General features: G+C 33.7%; 12 protein-coding genes. 6 read left to right on the forward strand and 6 right to left on the reverse strand.

The features are described from left to right. Window positions 1-91 precede the first annotated feature (91 nt). Window positions 92-1,891, forward strand: coding sequence for an arginine--tRNA ligase (gene argS, locus NBT05_RS09630; protein ID WP_265769654.1), 1,800 nt, complete (start codon window positions 92-94; stop codon window positions 1,889-1,891). Between the two features lie 220 nt (window positions 1,892-2,111). Further along, window positions 2,112-2,597, forward strand: coding sequence for a GNAT family N-acetyltransferase (locus NBT05_RS09635; protein ID WP_265769655.1), 486 nt, complete (start codon window positions 2,112-2,114; stop codon window positions 2,595-2,597). Here NBT05_RS09635 and NBT05_RS09640 read toward each other — a convergent pair. The 3 genes from NBT05_RS09640 to NBT05_RS09650 form a co-directional block, all read right to left on the reverse strand. Further along, the gene (locus NBT05_RS09640; RefSeq protein WP_265769656.1) at window positions 2,574-5,108 is read right to left on the reverse strand and encodes a TonB-dependent receptor; all 2,535 of its coding nucleotides are present in this window, start codon (window positions 5,106-5,108) and stop codon (window positions 2,574-2,576) included. The two genes, NBT05_RS09635 and NBT05_RS09640, sit on opposite strands and share 24 nt — an antisense overlap. Continuing rightward, a complete protein-coding gene (locus tag NBT05_RS09645; protein ID WP_265769657.1) occupies window positions 5,105-6,019 on the reverse strand; it encodes a FecR family protein in 915 nt (304 codons plus the stop codon). Before NBT05_RS09645 ends, NBT05_RS09640 begins: the two co-directional genes overlap by 4 nt. A 91-nt stretch (window positions 6,020-6,110) precedes the next feature. Beyond that, on the reverse strand, window positions 6,111-6,644 hold the full coding sequence (locus tag NBT05_RS09650) for an RNA polymerase sigma factor (protein WP_265769658.1): 534 nt from the start codon (window positions 6,642-6,644) through the stop codon (window positions 6,111-6,113). Between the two features lie 165 nt (window positions 6,645-6,809). Between NBT05_RS09650 and NBT05_RS09655 the strand changes: the two genes are divergently transcribed. Further along, complete coding sequence (locus tag NBT05_RS09655) at window positions 6,810-7,502, forward strand: hypothetical protein (protein WP_265769659.1); 693 nt, start codon at window positions 6,810-6,812, stop codon at window positions 7,500-7,502. Between the two features lie 635 nt (window positions 7,503-8,137). Next, entirely contained in the window at window positions 8,138-10,294 is a 2,157-nt protein-coding gene (locus NBT05_RS09660; RefSeq protein WP_265769660.1) for a fasciclin domain-containing protein, read from the forward strand. Between the two features lie 87 nt (window positions 10,295-10,381). On the opposite strand, the gene NBT05_RS09665 is transcribed toward NBT05_RS09660, so the two are convergent. Continuing rightward, entirely contained in the window at window positions 10,382-12,928 is a 2,547-nt protein-coding gene (locus NBT05_RS09665) for a T9SS type A sorting domain-containing protein (protein WP_265769661.1), read from the reverse strand. Window positions 12,929-13,237: 309 nt separating this feature from the next. Here NBT05_RS09665 and ffh point away from each other — a divergent pair, with 309 nt between their 5' ends. Together ffh and NBT05_RS09675 are read left to right on the forward strand one after the other, a co-directional pair. Further along, window positions 13,238-14,566 (forward strand): signal recognition particle protein, encoded by a 1,329-nt coding sequence (gene ffh / locus NBT05_RS09670; protein ID WP_265769662.1) that lies wholly within the window; start codon window positions 13,238-13,240, stop codon window positions 14,564-14,566. Window positions 14,567-14,583: 17 nt separating this feature from the next. After that, window positions 14,584-15,474, forward strand: a complete 891-nt coding sequence (locus tag NBT05_RS09675; protein ID WP_265769663.1) for a bifunctional 5,10-methylenetetrahydrofolate dehydrogenase/5,10-methenyltetrahydrofolate cyclohydrolase — start codon at window positions 14,584-14,586, stop codon at window positions 15,472-15,474. Between the two features lie 428 nt (window positions 15,475-15,902). Here NBT05_RS09675 and NBT05_RS09680 read toward each other — a convergent pair whose 3' ends face one another. Both NBT05_RS09680 and msrA read right to left on the reverse strand, forming a co-directional pair. Beyond that, window positions 15,903-17,051: an SH3 domain-containing protein gene (locus NBT05_RS09680; RefSeq protein ID WP_265769664.1), complete on the reverse strand. Its 1,149-nt coding sequence runs from the start codon at window positions 17,049-17,051 to the stop codon at window positions 15,903-15,905. Window positions 17,052-17,788: 737 nt separating this feature from the next. Beyond that, entirely contained in the window at window positions 17,789-18,475 is a 687-nt protein-coding gene (msrA, locus tag NBT05_RS09685) for a peptide-methionine (S)-S-oxide reductase MsrA (protein ID WP_265769665.1), read from the reverse strand. Window positions 18,476-18,609 lie beyond the last annotated feature (134 nt).

The following is an 18,609-nucleotide window of genomic DNA, read 5'->3' on the forward strand; positions in this document are numbered from 1 at the left end:
ATTTACAAATAATAAACTGAACTTAAAATAATGAACTCAACTATGTAGAAGTTAGTATCTTTGCAGCCTTATTAGAAAAGCCATCACCATAATGAATATCCGAAGCCAGATTACAACTACTGTAAAAGAAATTGTTAGTGATATTTACGATACAACTTTAGATTCGGTAGAAATACAATATACCCGAAAAGAGTTTGACGGCGAATATACCGTTGTTGTTTTTCCAATGCTACGGCAAATCAAAGGAAATCCGGTTCAGATTGGAGAGGCTATTGGTAAATCTCTGGTTGAAAAAGTAGATGAGATAGCAACTTTTAATGTGGTTAAAGGTTTTTTAAACCTGGTACTTACAGATTCTTATTTTATACAGGCAATGACTAGTATTGCTGAGCAACCTACTTTTGGTTATGTATCGCAACAAGGCGAAGATGCCGTTCTGGTTGAATATTCTTCTCCTAATACTAATAAGCCTTTGCATTTAGGGCATGTACGAAATAATTTATTAGGTTATTCGATTGCCAATATTTTAAAAGCTAGCGGAAAAAAAGTATACAAAACTCAAATCATTAACGACCGCGGAATTCATATTTGTAAAAGTATGGTCGCCTGGTTAAAAGAAAACGAGGGAAAACCTGTCTCTGAACAAGATACCCCGGAGATTACTGGTAAGAAAGGTGATCATTTAGTCGGTGAATATTATGTAAAGTTCGACCAAGCATATAAGATTGAAATACAAGAGTTGATAAATGAAGGTAAAACCAAAGAAGTTGCAGAAAAAGAAGCATTAATTCTACAAGAAGCCCAAGAAATGCTCCGAAAATGGGAAGCAGGTGACCCGGAAACGGTAGCTTTATGGAAGAAAATGAATAGCTGGGTCTACAAAGGTTTTGAGGAAACCTACCAAACCATGGGTGTCGACTTTGATAGCTATTACTTCGAGAGTGATACTTATTTACTGGGTAAAGATATCATCAGTGAAGGTTTGGAAAAAGAAGTTTTCATTAAAAAAGGAGACGGATCCGTATGGTGTGACTTGACTAATGAAGGCTTAGATGAAAAACTGGTGCTAAGAAGTGACGGTACCTCAGTATATATGACTCAGGATTTAGGTACTGCCGTACAAAGGGTTAAAGATAACCCGGACGTAGGAGGGATGATTTATACGGTAGGTAATGAACAGGACTATCACTTTAAAGTACTGTTTAGTATCCTAAAAAAACTAGGGTATACCTGGTCACAAAATCTATTTCATTTAAGTTATGGGATGGTAGATTTACCTAGTGGAAAAATGAAAAGCCGGGAAGGCACTGTGGTTGATGCTGACGAGCTAATGCAGGAGATGGTAACCACGGCAAAAAAGATTTCTTCAGAATTAGGAAAACTGGAGGGATATACCGAAGAAGAAAAAAATTCGGTTTATAAAACTATAGGTTTGGGGGCATTGAAATATTATATTCTTAAAGTAGATCCTAAAAAACGAATTCTATTTAATCCGGAAGAGTCCGTAGATTTTCAGGGAAATACCGGTCCTTTTATTCAATATACCTACGCTCGTATTCAGGCTATACTTCGGAAAGCAAAAGAGGATGGTCAGGATATTTACCAGGTTCCTACTATTGAACTACAAGATAAAGAACGCGAATTATTAAAATTAGTGTTACAATTTCCGGAAATTATTCAACAAGCCGCCCAGGATTTAAGTCCGGCACAAATTGCAAATTATACGTATGACCTGGTTAAAAGTTATAATTCATTTTTTCAAAATATCTCCATTTTCGGAGCACAAAATGAAGCACAAACTCAATTTCGGGTAACACTATCCAGTATAGTGGGTAACACAATTAAGAATTCTTTAGAATTACTGGGAATCGCAGTGCCCGAAAGAATGTAATTAGTGTTCTTTGTTAATTATTTTCATCGTACTATCTATTAATATAACTAATTGATAATCAAGTAATTAATTTTTATAATTATAAAAATAATAATTTCCTTAATTTTAATAACGAAAGATTAAACAAATGTTTAATTTTTTAACATTTAAATTTCCATATCAATTTATTTTGTGTTAATTTTAAGATTATAACACTTTACTGACCTTTATTATAATCTTAATGAATTATCAAATTACTAAATCTACTCAAAGTGACTTAGGGCAATTACAACAATTTTTCTATGATGTTGTGACTAATTTTAAATCGCAAAGAATTATGAGTCTTGATACTCAGAAATATATGCGATTAGTTGCAGATAGAAATTTTTGGAACGATAAATTTAAAAATGCATTTGTATATACGGTAAAATTAAATAGTGAAATCCTTGGAGTTGCTATGCTGCTTAAAGACGGAACGATTCCTGTTTTATTAGTACATCATAACTATCGTAGAAAGGGTATTGCTACCCGCCTTTACCATACTTTGGAAGCAGTTGCTTTACATAATCACATTTTAGTTCTTAAAATCGCTATTGAGGAAAAAAGAACAGTGTTCTTTAAAAAAGTCGGATTTGAAATAGCTACAACTGTTCAGAAAGCTGTGGGAAGCGAGGATTTTAAAGAGTTAGTAGCCATAAAATATTTAAAATATTATTCTAAAAACTAGATTAGGGGTAAAACCTAATCCCTCTTCTTCAATTTCTGTAATTTGGTTGTCAGAACTTAAACGATAGTAGCGATTGGTAATATTATTTCTAGAAAATGTATTCCATACGGAGAGTCCTACCATACTTCTCAATTTATCAGACCATCGGAATTTGTAGGTTGCTGAAATGTCCATTCGTACATAGTCTTCCAGTCGATCAGAATTAGGAAATTCGTAGGTAATAGAATCAGTAATTGAAGTATCTGTATCAAAACGGGGCAATGTACTAGGTATTCCAGTTCTCCAGGTAAGTCCTGCCGATACGGCTAATTTCCTGGTACTATAGGCAGCTGCTATATTTATCTGATGCCGAATGTCGATGTTATTTTTAAAGTTGGAGTCTTCTAAGGTAGTAAACTCGTAATCATTTTGAGCATAGGAATACCCAATCCAAGTATTAAAATCTTTAATCTTCTTAGTAACTAAAAAGTCCATACCTTTTACGTTATAAGCACCGGTGTCATTTGCAAATTCATATTGATTTAAAAAACCCTGGCTTCTAGCTAAAATTCCATTTACGTTTTTATAGTAAAAATCAGTTTGAATAAGGAAAGACCGGTTTTGATATTGTAAACCTGAAGAAATTTGTTGGCTTGTTACCACTGGAATAATTTCTAAAGGATTGTCACTGGTATCATCTGCAAGTACCCACCGTCTATTTTCAACACCTAAAAAATCATTTTGAAAATCAATAATCTGAGTGGTAGTCTGACTTTTTAATTCTCCTAACAATTCAAAAGTAAAATGCTTATTTAATTTTTGTTGATAACTGATTCTGGGTTCTACATAGGTTTTATCTAACTTAGTAATATAGTTTATGCGTAATCCGGCATTTAGCATTGTTTTTTTATTTAAAGAATTAAAAGAAACCTCGGTAAACCCACTATGCGTCCTTAATACATCTTTTTCACTAGCTATAAATCCGGGGTTATCAATTCTTCTTAGATTAGCAATTCCCGTTTCATTAAACTGGTAACCTATCTTTGCATTTATTTTATTAGAGACAGTACGATTTAAAATACTTTTAACCCCTGTTTCCAGTACGTCATTCCGCTGTATTAAAGTCTGATTATTAATTACATCAGAATTGTTAGATTCCAGGAGGTAGCTGGAACCATATATAAAAATCTCGCTTTTCCAGTCCGGAGTCCAATCTCGAATATGGGAAAGTCCTAATGCATAATTATTTTGAGAAATACTACTTTGTTTTGAAGTATTGTTGTTATCTTCCATACTATTTTCCTGAAATAGAAGATTATTGCCCATTAAGATCCCATTAACTTTTAGCATATCTTTTTTTCCAATTTTAAAAAGACCCCGAATGCTCGCATCTCTAAATGAAAAATCGATATCAGAATTGTTCATATCTACTACTTCTGTATCTTGAAATGCTTTATCAAAAAATTGAGTATAGGTTGGTGTTTCTACAAAATCATTAATGGACCTTCTGAAAGCTATCTGAACAGAGGAATTTTTTGAAATGGGTGTGTCAACATAAATATCCGTACTAATTAGATTTAACCCTGCGCTAGCGGTAAAAGTGTGTTGGACTTCATTACTGGTATTCATTTCAATAACCGAAGATACTCCATCACCGTAAGAAGCGTCCGTTCCGTTTTTATAAACTCTTACATTACTCGTGAGGTAGGGATTAAATGTAGAAATCAAACCAAAAAAATGACTGAACTGATACATTTTAATTCCATCCCAAAGAATAAGATTTTGATCACGAGTACCTCCTCTTATATTTAAATCTGAGATAGTTTCGTTAGCACTGGTGATCCCTGGTAAAGACTGTAAGGTTTGTAGTAAATCCGGTTCAGTTAACCCTGGCAAAATACCAAAATCCGAATAGTCCAAAGAGATAGACCCATCTGAATTTTTGAAGATACCTTTTATTAAATAATTGGTAACAACCACTTCTTCCAGATCAAGAGAGACTGTTTGCAATATAATAGGTTTACAGGTATTAGAAGTAAATTGTTTAGCTAAGAAGCGTTTTGTAATGTATCCCGGTGCTGAGATAACGATGGTTTCTTTCTCTTCTGTTGCTACAAAGTTGAATTCACCACGACCATCCGTTGTTTTTCTAAAATCATTTCCATTCACAACGGCTTCAATTGGATTGCCATTGATATTTGTGACAATGCCACATTTAACTATCGATTTAGCATCTTGAAGGTAAACCGCTATAATATTATTAGGCAATACTTTAAATTCAAGATTGCAATGTTTTTGAAAGTATTCTAATAAAACTAAAATTTCCTTTTGATCAGGTAAAGGAATCGGTATTTCAACATCTCTAATATCTCGATCTAAATAGGAAAAGGTGTAAGGAGAAGTGTTAGAAACTTCTACCAATATAGCAGATAAACTCTTTTTTTTAATCTTAGCCTGACTAAAAACAAAAGAGAATATAAAATAAAAAACTATGGAAAGTATATGTTTTCGTTTGTTTTTTCCGAAAGTCAATCTTTATATAAAGTTATAATATTATGATTTATTGAATATTTTAACTGCATTGGTACGATAATCGATTGCAACGCAGATTTAAAATCTGAATTTACAAAATTACCGGTAAATAACAGCTTAGAATCAATAGTATTATAATTTATCTTTTTACCATACTGTCTTTCAAACTCTTCAATTACTAAATAAAGAGGAACACTTTTGAAGCTACTAACATTGTCTAACCAGGAAGGTGCGGATTGCAAATCACTAAATTGATGAAGCGTACCTTCAACTAATTGAACGGATTGACCTTTAGTTAATTCATAATATTTTTTATTAACAGTTATACCTACTCTACCTTCATAGCATTGAACTTGAAAAAAGGAACCGCGGTTAATAACATTAAACTCGGTACCTAAAACGCTTACTGTACCTTGTTTGGTTTTAACATCAAACTTTTTGCCTTTGGCTACTTTAAAATAAGCTTCCCCTTCTAACTTTACACTTCGATTATTCTTCCAATGTTCTTTATCGTAGGCTATAGTAGAAGCTGCATTGAGTACAACTCTTGACTGATCTGGTAAGTTAAAACCTTTAGTTTCTGCAATGGTAGTCTGTAAGTTTTTACTACCATTGCTAGTAAAACCGATAAAATAAACAGCGAACCCTAGAATAAAAATAGCTGCAATTCGAACCATCCAACTTACTATCGGGGTATCTAAAAATTTCTTTAATCTAGAATTTTGATTTCTAGTTTCTAATAAGTGTTGTAAACTTTCTTCTTGATTAAATTCAGGCGCCCGAAAAGATGTAGCTCCTTCTCCTATTTTTATTACAGACTGATAAACATCTAATTCCTCAAAAGCTTTCATTTCTGAGGAAGACATAGATTCTCGATTAAGCCATTTCAAAATTAATTCTTCCTTATTCATATCTTTTCAAGCTTTATACTAGCAATATCTTTTCTTTTTACATATAAAACAACTCAAGAACAAAAATTCCTAACTTTTAAGTATAATTTTATTATATTTTGTTAATTTCTTCCATTAATTTATCTACCGCTCCGTAGATTCTCTTTTCAACAGCCTTTTTTGATATACCAAGGATATCTGCAATTTCCTGGTGCTTTTTACCTTCGGCTCGATTCATTAAAAACGCAATTCTTTGAGCTTCACTAAGTTTATTTAACGCTATCTCGTATTTTTTAAAGTATTCTTTTTCTTCAAGTATTCGTTCCGGGTTGTTTTTATCCACATCCTTATGATATGCAGAATAATCAGTTTGATATCTGAATCGAACGTTATCATGCTTTATATCATTCAAACTTAGATTCTTGGCAACTGTAAATAAAAAACTTTTGGCCTTATCCGGAGTGACCTCCTTACATAAATTCCAAAGTTTTATAAAAGCCTCCTGGACTTTATCCCCCGGATCTACTGCGTTACCATATTTATAGTAAATAAAATCATGGAGGTTTTTTGCATGTTCTGCATGTAATTTCGCATAAATACCTTCATCACAAACGTTACTAAAAAGAGATTTAGTTTTTGATCTCATATATTTTTACATCAGGTAGAGAATTCTATTTTAGTAACTTAAAAAGTTGTAAATTTAAGAATTGTTATAGTTTTTTAATTGAAAAGAAGTTATAATTTGAAAAATATGTTTTTATGGTAGGATATTGTTCGAATTAGTTGTTTTATAGATAGGAAATATCAGGTTATGTGGTTTAACTTTTTTAAGAAAATAGCATTTTTCATCGTCTTTCTGCTCTGTTTGGTAAGTTGTCAGGTAGAGGAAGAAATGATGATTGAAGAAGAATTCGCAGAGTTAGTAGATAGCGAACTCTTAGAATTGCTTAGTAAAGTTGTATCAGATGATGATAGTGAGGTGATTGAAGTTATAGACGAAAATTGTTTTGTTGTAAAACTTCCGCATGATTTATTATTGCTGGATGGATATGAACAAGTTCTTATTGAAAGTAAAGAACAATATGATAGTATTGTAGAACTAAAAGGAGAGGACTTTGTAGTTTGGTTTTATCCTATTTTTATCGATGAAAGTTTTACGGAAGGTACCGAAGTTTTAATTTTTGATGAAGATGAGTTAGAAGCTGCAGAGGTTTCCTTGTGTCCAAGGAAAGATAGCATAGTTAGTGATAATATTCTTTGTATGGATTTTATGTATCCCTTTGATGTAAAGATGTTTGATACTAAGAGAAATTCTTTTAAAACATTGGCTATGAGTCATGACGAAGTGGTACAACAACTGGTAAAGGATAAAAAGTCCTGGGACAGAGTTTCTATTAATTATCCTATTTATCTGAAGTGTTTAAGACTAGATGAAATATTTAAAGTTACTAATAATGACGAATTGGAAGAATTTCTGAAAAGTAACGAAAATACATGCCTTTAATTGATTCTAATTGTTTACCATCACAGATTATTAGGGACCTTTCAAAAAATCTAGCTCTAAGATTATCTTAAATTCTTAAAAGCATAGGTTTAACTCAGTATGGTACTTCCGTCTAGAAACAAGCAGAACATATAACACTCCTGCACGATAAGAATTTCTAAAAAGTAATAAATTACTATCCTGTAATTTTAAATAATTTGTCTGTACTTGTTGCGAACCATAGTTGCAATAAGCTGAAAATTAGATCTTCATTTTTAATTCGCTTAATAGGACAGTAAAATAAGCAACTTAAAGAATCTTTTACTCCTTCTAGTATCTTTATGCTACTACATAATTTTTTAGCGTTACAATACTTCAAATAGCAGATAACTGCGATCTTCTTCTATAATTTTTTATTTTATTAATTCATTTTGTTTAATAATTTACGTTTTTAATTAAACAAAAAGTTAAAATTTTATTAAAGTGATAATTCCTAGGTATGATTATCAGAAATCAAGTTGTTTAATGATTAGTATAAAAGATTAAACAATTTTAATTAGCGGAGAGGCTTATCTATACAACCGGTTGTCGCCATCAGCAAAGAATCCTTTGATTTAACGTACTACTATTCAATTAACACTTTAAAATTTATTAACATGAAAAATTATTTTAAAAAATTTCTATTACCCTTTATAAGCGTCATTATGCTGACCGTTTTGTTTTCTTGTCAGGAGGATGATAATAATAGTATACCGGAACCGGAACCTATAGGAATTGAAGAATCTCCTATCATTAGTTTTGATGAAATTGATGAGCTTACACAAAATACGGTAGATGGTGAATTAAACTTACCGGAAGATGACCAAGTAGTAACTAAAAACGGGATTAAAATAAGTAGAGAACGATTTACTTATGATTTTAACGCTGAGGTAAATAGTGGAAGTGGAGTAGGTACCGTTTTATCCGGAAGGTTAAGACTAAATATTACTCTATATCACGCAAGCTTTGCCCTTATACGGGGGAGACTCACTTTACCTGATGGAAGTAGAGCTCGTACCAGAGGGGCTATTGTAAGTGACGGTACTGTTTATCTGATTATTGAATTAGGAAGGTTTGATAGAGTTGCAGGTATCGGTAGGATAGGAAAAGACGGAAATCTTGCCGGAAGATTCGCCTTATTTGCAAATGGCTTAGGACGCGGAGATTGGACTGCTGAGTTAGTAAACTCTACAGTACCTACACAAACCATTGTTGACTTGATTGTAGCAGATGGACGTTTTACCTCTTTAGTAGGCGCGCTACAAGAAGCAGAATTAGTTGAAACTTTATCCGGAAAAGGACCATTTACCGTATTTGCTCCAACAGATGAAGCTTTTAGTGCTTTATCCGCAGTACCTTCCGGAGATGATTTACTCCAGGTATTATTATATCATGGGCTTAGTGGTAAGTTTAATACCCGTAAACTATTAGTAGAAAAAATGACGGAAACCTTACAAGGTAGTAAAGTCAAGGTGAGTTTAAATGATAATAATGAAATCGTGATTAACGATACGGTTAAATTATTAGAAGCTAATATTACAGGATCTAACGGTATCTTTCATGTTATTGATGCAGTGTTAATTCCACCAACTCCAAAGACTATTGTAGAAATCGCTGTGGAAACTCCTGAGTTATCAACTCTTGTTAGCGCAGTACAAGCAGCTGGATTGGTAGATGCCCTAAATGGCGAAGGTCCGTTAACCGTATTTGCACCAACTAATGATGCTTTTGCAGCTTTAAGTGCTTTACCAGAAGGAGACGCTTTAACTGAAGTATTGACGTATCACGTAGCTTCCGGAGCTTTTTCAGCAGCAGACTTATTAGAAAAACAAACGGTTACTACTTTACAGGGAGACGAAGTAACTATTGAGCAACAAGGTGATAAAGTTTTACTAAACGGCTCTATTGAAGTTGCTATTGCTGATATCGAAGCTTCTAATGGTATTGTGCATGTAATTACCGGAGTGTTAATTCCGGCTGTTGCTCCTTCAAAAACAATTGTAGAGATTGCTCTAGAAACTCCTGAGTTATCGACTCTTGTTAGCGCAGTACAAGCGGCTGGATTGGTTGATGCCCTAAATGGCGAAGGTCCGTTAACCGTATTTGCACCAACTAATGATGCTTTTGCAGCTTTAAGTGCTTTACCAGAAGGAGATGCTTTAACTGAAGTATTAACGTATCACGTAGCTTCCGGAGCTTTTTCAGCAGCAGATTTGTTAGAAAAACAAACGGTTACTACCTTACAGGGAGACGAAGTTACTATTGAGCAACAAGGTGATAAAGTTTTACTAAACGGCTCTATTGAAGTTGCCATTGCTGATATCGAAGCTTCTAATGGTATTGTCCATGTAATTACCGGAGTGTTAATTCCGGAACAAGATAACACTCCCACCATATTAGATATAGTAAAGAAAAATGATAATTTTTCTATCCTTTACGGTATAATTGGTAGTCTGGGATTAGAAGATGCTCTTAACGGAACAAACCCTATTACGGTATTTGCTCCAAACAATAGAGCTTTCCAAAAAAATCCTGGTATATCAATGAGTGAATATGAAACTATCATTAAGAATCACATTTTGGCAGGTAGTTTTAAAGCTTCCAATTTGTTAGACCAAGGAAGCGTAAGGAATATACAACAAAAGAAAATTACCGTAAAACAAGATAAAAAGGGTAATGTTGTTGTAGCAAATCAGGCAAAAGTCATTCGAGCTGATATTGAAGCATCAAATGGTACGGTTCATATTATAAATGATGTACTTTTATTAAAGTAGTATTCCTGTAACGGACTCAACTATAAATATAGAGGGCTGTCTTACTAATGATTAAGACAGCCCTCTTTTATTGTTTTTGATCTAAGATTATTTTTTTACAATTCGTTCTATTATTGTATTTTCTTTTGAAGTAATATGTACTAAATACATACCGGATTGTACATTTGAAAGTGTAATATAAGTAGTGGTAGCTATGGTTACATCTATAAATACTAATTTCCCTGCGGTAGTAAACACTTTTACTACAGTTCCTTTATTAGATTTTAAAACTACTTGATTTTCAAAATGGGTAGGGTATAATGCAATTTGTCCGATAGTCCCGCCATTCTGTATGGAATTACTACTTAATTTGGTATCAACTGATGTGCAAATGTCTACTAACTCCCATACATTGTTTTCACCGGGAATATCTCCTTTTGTATACCATTGGTTTTTGTAGACCTTACCCTCATAAACAACCTCAGTATTTTTATTATCATAAATCAGCTCGCTATTCCATTCATTTAACGAAGTACAATCCGCACCGGATCCATCACAGATTTCAATTAATTCCCAGGGTCCTCCATCAGTAGGTATTTGACCTTCACTATGCCATTTATTCTGGTATGCTCTACCCAGGTAGGTAACGATAGTACCAGATTGACTGTATATTTCTGTCGGACTATAAGCAGGAGCATCACATGCTTCGGTAGAAGTGTCACAGGTTCCTTCTATCTTATTACAACCACATTCACCCGGTTCTGTTTTATTAGCATCCGTAGCACATAAATCTCCGAAGGTTGCAACATATCCTTCAGGCTGCGAACAAGCTTCCAGGGATTCTGATTCTACACCAACTCCATCTCCATCCGTATCGGCATACCAAACAGAACCTTCCGTTGCTTCCGGGTTATCGTCGCAAAAGTCACCGTTGATAGCTACAAATCCTCTCGGTTGCTCACAAGCGGTACGGGTACTTGTATTAGAACCTACACCATCTCCGTCTTGATCTTCATACCAGATAACTCCCTCTGTTTCATCAGGATTATCGTCACAAAAATCCCCCTTTATCGCAACATAACCTTCCGGTTGTTCACAAGCAGATAGTACCTCATCTTCTGATCCTATTCCATCCTGGTCTTGATCTACATACCAGGTAGTAGGTTCGGTAACGTCTGGATTATCATCACATAAATCACCGGATGTGGCTACATAGCCCTCCGGTTGTTCACATGCAACCACCGTATCCGTATCAGCTCCAATTCCGTCTCCATCAGCATCCACATACCATGTTGTTTCAGAGCATCCGTCTAGTTCATAAGCGCCTAAATCCGGCTTGCCATCTGATCGGGTATTCCCTAAATAATCCAAAGGTACTTCTGCAAGAGGTATCCCTAAATCCTGAATGCTGTTACTAGCTGTAATATAAGGACTCTCACTACTAATCGAAGTATTTATAAAAGAAATCCCTTCTTTAGGACAAGTAGTACATAAAGCAAAAACACTATCAATCTCAGGCCCTGAATGGTAATTGTTAGAATAATCGACATTTCTATTTGGGTCTATTTCATTAACCCTTGATTCTGATAAAAAAATGTTGTTTTTAATTTCGAAATCTTTACATAAACCTACTCTTATCTCTGCATTTCCGTTGTCTCCATCATTTTGAAAAGCATTATTTACTACCGTGTTGTTGTAGATATTACAATTAGAACTTAAATAAAAATGTAAACCGCTACCCCCATTTTCAGCGGCAACATTGTTACGAACCAAAGTAGTTGCACTATAAGACGGGTAGGTAATGTTTGGATCTTTATAGTTTCGGGTTTGAACATGATTAAAATCATCTACAATTAAGCCGTTACCATCATAAAATTCACAGGAAGGTAATTGTGGTACTTTTAATTGATTTTCATAAAATAAATTATTTTCTATAAGGTTATGAACTCCCGTAGTCCCATCAGTATTAATAAATTGATATAAGTTCAAACCACTAGTTCCGTATAAGGTATACCAGGCATTATTATGTATTTTGTTATTACGCACGGTAACATAATCGACCTGTTGTAATGCAATACCCGAACTGGTACAGTCAAAAACCTCACAGTCTTCAATAGTAATATGATGTGGCACCTGACTGCTGGAAGAATTACTCCAACGTAAATTAGGGCCTACTACCAGGATTCCTGTTCCGTTAAAGCGGCCTTGTGGCCCGCCTAATTTATTGTTTTGACAACTACCCGGTTGCGCCAGTGCTTCTTCTAGGGTAATCCTACTTCGTGTTCCCTGAATTCTAAGTCCTCGTAAAGCAATATAAGAAGCACCATCAGTAATATCAATTCCGGTCCACCCGTCAAATTTTAATAGAGGGCTATGACCCGGATAGTTTTGAATTGTAATATAGTTATCAGGTGTCCCTGAATTATTAATTCTAAAAAGTTCGCCTCCGGTCCAGGGATAATCTCCATCCATTAAATAAACATTATCACCAGGTTGCAGGGTAAGTCCGCTTATTCGATTCGCACTTTTAAATGCTTGTGATTCGGAGGTACCACTATTACCATCATTTCCTGTTTTAGGATTAACATAGTAATCAGTTGCAAAAGATTGCAATACAAAAATAGAGCAAAATAGTAGGGTAAATTTTGACTTCATGTGTAAGAATTATGTGATTAACTTCTGCAAAAATAAAGAGTACCAGGGGAAGTATTATGTTATCAAACATTAAAAAAACATAAATTTCGTTATGATAACCAATATATTAGTCAGAGTGTCAGGTTAACCTATAAAACACGGGATTGTAGGAAAATAAAGGTGTAATGTAAGACTTTTTATAAAAAAACAGAATTATTATAAATATGTTTTTAAGTACACATGAAAATTTATACTATGCTAATAATACTAATTTTAATTATCAAATTCTTAAATTTGCCCTTTTGCTAAAAAATGTAAAATCTTAAAGGAATGTTTGATAATTTAAGCGATAAACTGGACAAAGCGCTTCATGTTTTAAAGGGACATGGGCAGATTACAGAAATTAATGTGGCTGAGACTTTAAAAGAAGTTCGCAGAGCACTGGTCGATGCCGATGTAAATTATAAAATTGCCAAAGACTTTACGGCTCGGGTAAAAGACAAAGCATTAGGACAAGATGTTTTAAAATCTTTAAAGCCCGGTCAGTTAATGGTTAAGTTAATAAAAGACGAGTTAACCGAACTTATGGGTGGTGATGTTGCCGGTATTAATCTTTCCGGAAATCCATCCGTAATTTTAATGAGCGGTTTGCAGGGATCTGGTAAGACCACGTTTTCAGGTAAATTAGCTAATTTCTTAAAGACTAAAAAGAATAAAAAACCTTTGCTAGTTGCTTGTGATGTATACCGACCGGCAGCGATTGACCAGTTACACGTGGTTGGAGATCAAATTGAAGTTGATGTATATAGTGATCGGGAAAATAAGAACCCGGTGGCTATTGCCAAAGCGGGTATTGAAAAAGCAAAAGAATTAGGTTGTCAGGTGGTTATTATCGATACTGCAGGTCGATTGGCGGTTGATGAAGCGATGATGACCGAAATATCAAATATTCGTAAAGAAGTTGATCCCAACGAGACCTTGTTTGTAGTTGATTCTATGACGGGGCAGGATGCTGTAAATACGGCAAAGGCTTTTAATGAAGTATTAAACTTTGATGGAGTTATTTTAACCAAGCTAGATGGGGATACTCGTGGGGGAGCCGCTATTTCTATTAAATCTGTTGTAAATAAACCTATTAAGTTTATAGGTACCGGTGAAAAAATGGAGGCTCTTGATGTTTTCTATCCTTCACGTATGGCTGACCGTATCTTAGGAATGGGGGATGTAGTATCTTTAGTAGAAAGAGCACAGGAACAATTTGATGAAGAAGAAGCTCGAAAACTACAAAAGAAAATTGCCAAAAACCAATTTGGATTTGACGACTTTCTAAAACAAATTCAGCAGGTTAAAAAAATGGGGAATATGAAAGACTTGATCGGAATGATTCCCGGGGCAGGTAAAATGATGAAGGACATTGATATTGATGATGATGCTTTTAAACATATTGAAGCCATCATTCACTCTATGACCCCTGGTGAACGATCCAAACCTCAAATTATCAACTCCAGCCGAAAGAAGCGAATCGGCAAAGGTTCAGGTACTTCTGTACAACAGGTCAACCAGTTGCTAAAACAGTTTGATCAAATGAGTAAAATGATGAAAATGATGCAAGGTGGGGGAGGAAAGCGGATGATGCAAATGATGAACAACATGCGCTAACTATACAAAAAAGATAAATGACAATTTTAGACGGTAGAAAGATAAGTAGTGATATCAAAGAAGAAATCACTCAGGCAGTAAATAAAATGAAGGACAAAGGAGAAAAAGTTCCTCATCTTGCTGCAGTACTGGTAGGAAATGACGGAGCTAGCCTTACTTATGTAGGAAGTAAAGTTAAAGCTTGTGAACAAATTGGTTTTGAATCAACTTTGGTTCAAATGCCTAGTACTACTAGCGAAATAGAATTATTATCTAAAATTAAAGAATTAAACGAAGATCAAGACATTGATGGTTTTATTGTACAGTTGCCATTACCTCCGCAGATAGATACTCAAAAAGTATTGTTAGCAGTAGATCCGGATAAAGATGTGGATGGATTTCATCCTATGAATTTTGGTAAGATGGCATTAGATATGTCTACTTTTATTCCGGCAACACCTTTTGGTATTTTAGAATTATTAGAACGGTATCAAGTGGAGACTAAAGGAAAACATACGGTAGTTATTGGTAGAAGTCATATTGTAGGACGCCCTATGAGTATTTTGATGGGAAGAAAAGGCTGGCCGGGCAATAGTACGGTAACTTTAACCCATAGCCATACTAAAAATATTACTCAGATTATATCACAGGCAGACATTGTAATTTCGGCACTCGGTATTCCTAATTTTCTTAAAGCTGAAATGGTTAAAGATGATGCTATTGTAATTGACGTAGGTATTACCAGGGTTGCGGATGATACAAAAAAACGTGGCTATAAAATTGTTGGAGATGTGGATTACGATGCGGTAAAGAAGAAAGCATCATTTATTACTCCGGTTCCTGGTGGAGTAGGTCCAATGACTATTGCAATGTTGCTTAAAAACACATTACTAGCGAGGGAAAGACATAGAGTAAATCAAGCTCTATAAAATTGTCATTGTAACATAACACTTATACTTCGGAATTAAATTGTTGATAGCTCTAATTATATATTAAATAGTAATGTTGATATATAGCTAAAATAACATTACATGAATTTTCGTGTATCCATGTATTAAATATTAAACTTCGCGTTACCTTATTTTAGTTAAGGCTATGCCTACGTTTTTTGTTTTGACCTTCTATTTTTTTTATAAATTTTCTAAGTTACTTTTACTTATTTAATTAAACCTATATATTTGGATAATTTCTATTATCATCGTACTAATCAAACAAGTGATTTACCTAGAAATAAAAGGTAATAAAAAAGACCGCCTTTTTAGACGGTCTTTTTACGTATATCAGTATTAATTTCTGATACATTAATTATGTAAGATATCTTTTTCTTTTACACTATTACTAAAATAAATTTATAATATTAGAACTTGTTAAAATCCTCAGGAGTAATATTATCCTGATAATCATTACCGTTACCTAAAGTTCCGTTAGGTAAAAGATCTAAAGAAAGGGTGTAACTGGGTAAGTTGATACCTTCTGCCGTTTTCTTAGTATTATAATCTAAAATATCCTGACCTTTTTCATATAGTGGGTTTATTGTAAATACCCCTTTTCCAGGACCATTTTCCCTCCAGTCTTTTCCGTAAGCAATCACACAATAGTACTCTCCTTCAGGAATGTTTCTGATGTATTGAGTAGTATTACTATTAATGTATACTAATCGCACTACTTTATCCTGTGCTTGTGTTTTACCCATACGAATCAACTTAATCATTACATCCGTATTTTTACCAACGTTAATTTTAAGGTAATTGTCAAGCTTATAATTAAATTCACCTTTAAACTTACTAAAGGCTGTAGGTGTAGCACCTGACTTGTAGGTTTTCTTTTTCCATGCTTTGTACTTATCTTCTCTGGTCAATTTACTAGTAGCAGACGGTCTGTTTGTGTTTTCATTACTGCCATAAGACGAGGTAGTCGACTCGATAGGTGCATTTGCAATCTTTCCGCTTCTGGAAGCTCTAAGGTTAGCTTCTTTTAATGCCTTTTCAGTTTCTGCTAATTCAGCTCTTCTTCTACGTTCTGCTGCAGAAATATTTTGATTTGCAGCGGCAGCAGCGGCAGCAGCGGCATCTGCATCAGCTTTCGCCAATGCTTTCAATCGTTCAGCTTCAGCAATAGCTTTTCTAGCAGCTTCTTCTGCTGCTCTTTTAGCACGTTCGGCATCCGCAATTGCTTTTGCAGCAGCAGCAGCAGCAGCAGATTTTTTAGCTTCCGCAGCTTTTGCAGCAGCTTCTGCCTCAGCAATACTAGTATCTTGCTTTAAAAGGTTGGTAAGAACGAATCCGTTCATACTTTTGTACTGTATTGTACTGTACTCTCCGTATCCCGAACTAATAACGTATACTGAAGTTCCTTTTGGTACTTCTGCAATTTCATTATAGTTTGCACCAGGGCCACTACGCACTACCAATTTGGCCTTAGACATCAAATACCTATCTAATTGCGTCTGTGCAAAAGAAGAAAAGGATATCGCCAAAAGTAGAATAAATGTAAAAATTGATCTCATATCTTTTGTGTTTACATAATTAAATTTAATAATCAAATTAGGAATTTATACGACCCGAAAGTAATTTCACATTCGGTTTTATTTGCGCGGTCATTCCTAATTTCAATACTTCTTCAATTTATAATAACGATTTATAGTATATATTATTACAAATCAAATTGTTAAAAGTTAACGCTTAAACCTATACTTAAAACCTCCAACGTTTTTTAAGAGTTTAAGGTTAATCTCTATACAAAAATATAATATTTTAATGTAATTCGCAACATAATTTGAAAAAAAAATACCGAGAGATTATTTTTAAAGAATGATATTTTGTGTATTTCATCGATTAAATTATATGTTACATCTATATTTTAAGATATATTTTAGATTACTATTCGGTTTGAATAATTCTGTGAAAAAGGGGAAAAATGCTAATTTTTTAAAGAAATTTTCTTCTATTTAGAATTTGCTATTTTAGGATGGGGAAATATATTTTTTCTAAGACTATTTTGTTAAATTTTTTAAATAAAAAATTAATAGTTTTCTGTAAAATACTGATTTTTAATTAATTAATCACTAATAAGAATCCGCTATATAATTCTTAATTTAACTAAATTTTAGAATAATAATATCATAAATAGATTAATTTTCCCATCTATTGAATACGTCAAAATGATTTTTTTTTGCAATAATAATAAGAATATAAATGTACGAACTTACTTAGAAAACGTATCCCAATCAACAAAAAGTGTTTATTATTGATGAGAAACCGTATTTTCATTACATTTAATTAAGTTTGGAAATTTTGTTTGAAATTTCTTTAATCTTGGTAGGGATACATTCCGAATATAAGGATTTGAAGGATGATTTTTTTCATAATCCTGATGATATTCTTCGGCTCGCCAAAATTTTTCAAAGGGAGTTATTTCTGCTGCAATATTTTTATCCAGTTTTAAAGTTAAAGCTTGTTTTTTCTCTTTGATAGTATTATATTCTTCTTTATTCTGATAAAAAATTATAGAACGGTATTGTGAGCCATGATCCGGTCCTTGTCCGTTAATTTGAGATACGTTTTGAGAACCAAAGTAAACATCTACCAATTGAGAAAAACTTATTACTTTCGGATTATAAATAACTTCTACGGCTTCTGCGTGTCCGGTTCTACCAGTATTGCTACTTTCATAAGTCGGATTTTCAGTATGTCCGCCAGCGTAACCCGAGATAACTTCTTCTACTCCTTTTACGCTTTCATAGATAGCTTCTACACACCAGAAACAACCACTGGCAAAATAAGCACGTGCCAATCCGTTTTTTGAACTGGTTTGTACCGGTTCTTTATTTTCGGCAAATGATTTTTCTGATTTTTTAATTTGTTGTCCCTGGGTATTACAACTTATTAAAAGAACCAGGAGTAGATACATTATAGTGCTAAATAATTTCATAATTTCTATTTTCTATCATTAGTGTCTGATTAAAATAAACAAAAGTTTAGAAAGCATAGTAAAATAAGATAATTCTAAACTTTAAACTGTTTGGAAGGTTGCTTTTTCACTTTTTTAAAACTAATTTATTCCTT

The sequence above is a fragment of the Aquimarina sp. ERC-38 genome (genome assembly GCF_026222555.1).
Taxonomy (GTDB): domain Bacteria; phylum Bacteroidota; class Bacteroidia; order Flavobacteriales; family Flavobacteriaceae; genus Aquimarina.

Coding starts and splice junctions, on each gene's coding strand:
- NBT05_RS09665 (WP_265769661.1), bottom strand. CDS start 12,928: ATGAAGTCAAAATTTACCCTACTATTTTGCTCTATTTTTGTATTGCAA.
- ffh (WP_265769662.1), top strand. CDS start 13,238: ATGTTTGATAATTTAAGCGATAAACTGGACAAAGCGCTTCATGTTTTA.
- NBT05_RS09660 (WP_265769660.1), top strand. CDS start 8,138: ATGAAAAATTATTTTAAAAAATTTCTATTACCCTTTATAAGCGTCATT.
- NBT05_RS09645 (WP_265769657.1), bottom strand. CDS start 6,019: ATGAATAAGGAAGAATTAATTTTGAAATGGCTTAATCGAGAATCTATG.
- NBT05_RS09655 (WP_265769659.1), top strand. CDS start 6,810: ATGTGGTTTAACTTTTTTAAGAAAATAGCATTTTTCATCGTCTTTCTG.
- NBT05_RS09675 (WP_265769663.1), top strand. CDS start 14,584: ATGACAATTTTAGACGGTAGAAAGATAAGTAGTGATATCAAAGAAGAA.
- argS (WP_265769654.1), top strand. CDS start 92: ATGAATATCCGAAGCCAGATTACAACTACTGTAAAAGAAATTGTTAGT.
- msrA (WP_265769665.1), bottom strand. CDS start 18,475: ATGAAATTATTTAGCACTATAATGTATCTACTCCTGGTTCTTTTAATA.
- NBT05_RS09635 (WP_265769655.1), top strand. CDS start 2,112: ATGAATTATCAAATTACTAAATCTACTCAAAGTGACTTAGGGCAATTA.
- NBT05_RS09680 (WP_265769664.1), bottom strand. CDS start 17,051: ATGAGATCAATTTTTACATTTATTCTACTTTTGGCGATATCCTTTTCT.
- NBT05_RS09650 (WP_265769658.1), bottom strand. CDS start 6,644: ATGAGATCAAAAACTAAATCTCTTTTTAGTAACGTTTGTGATGAAGGT.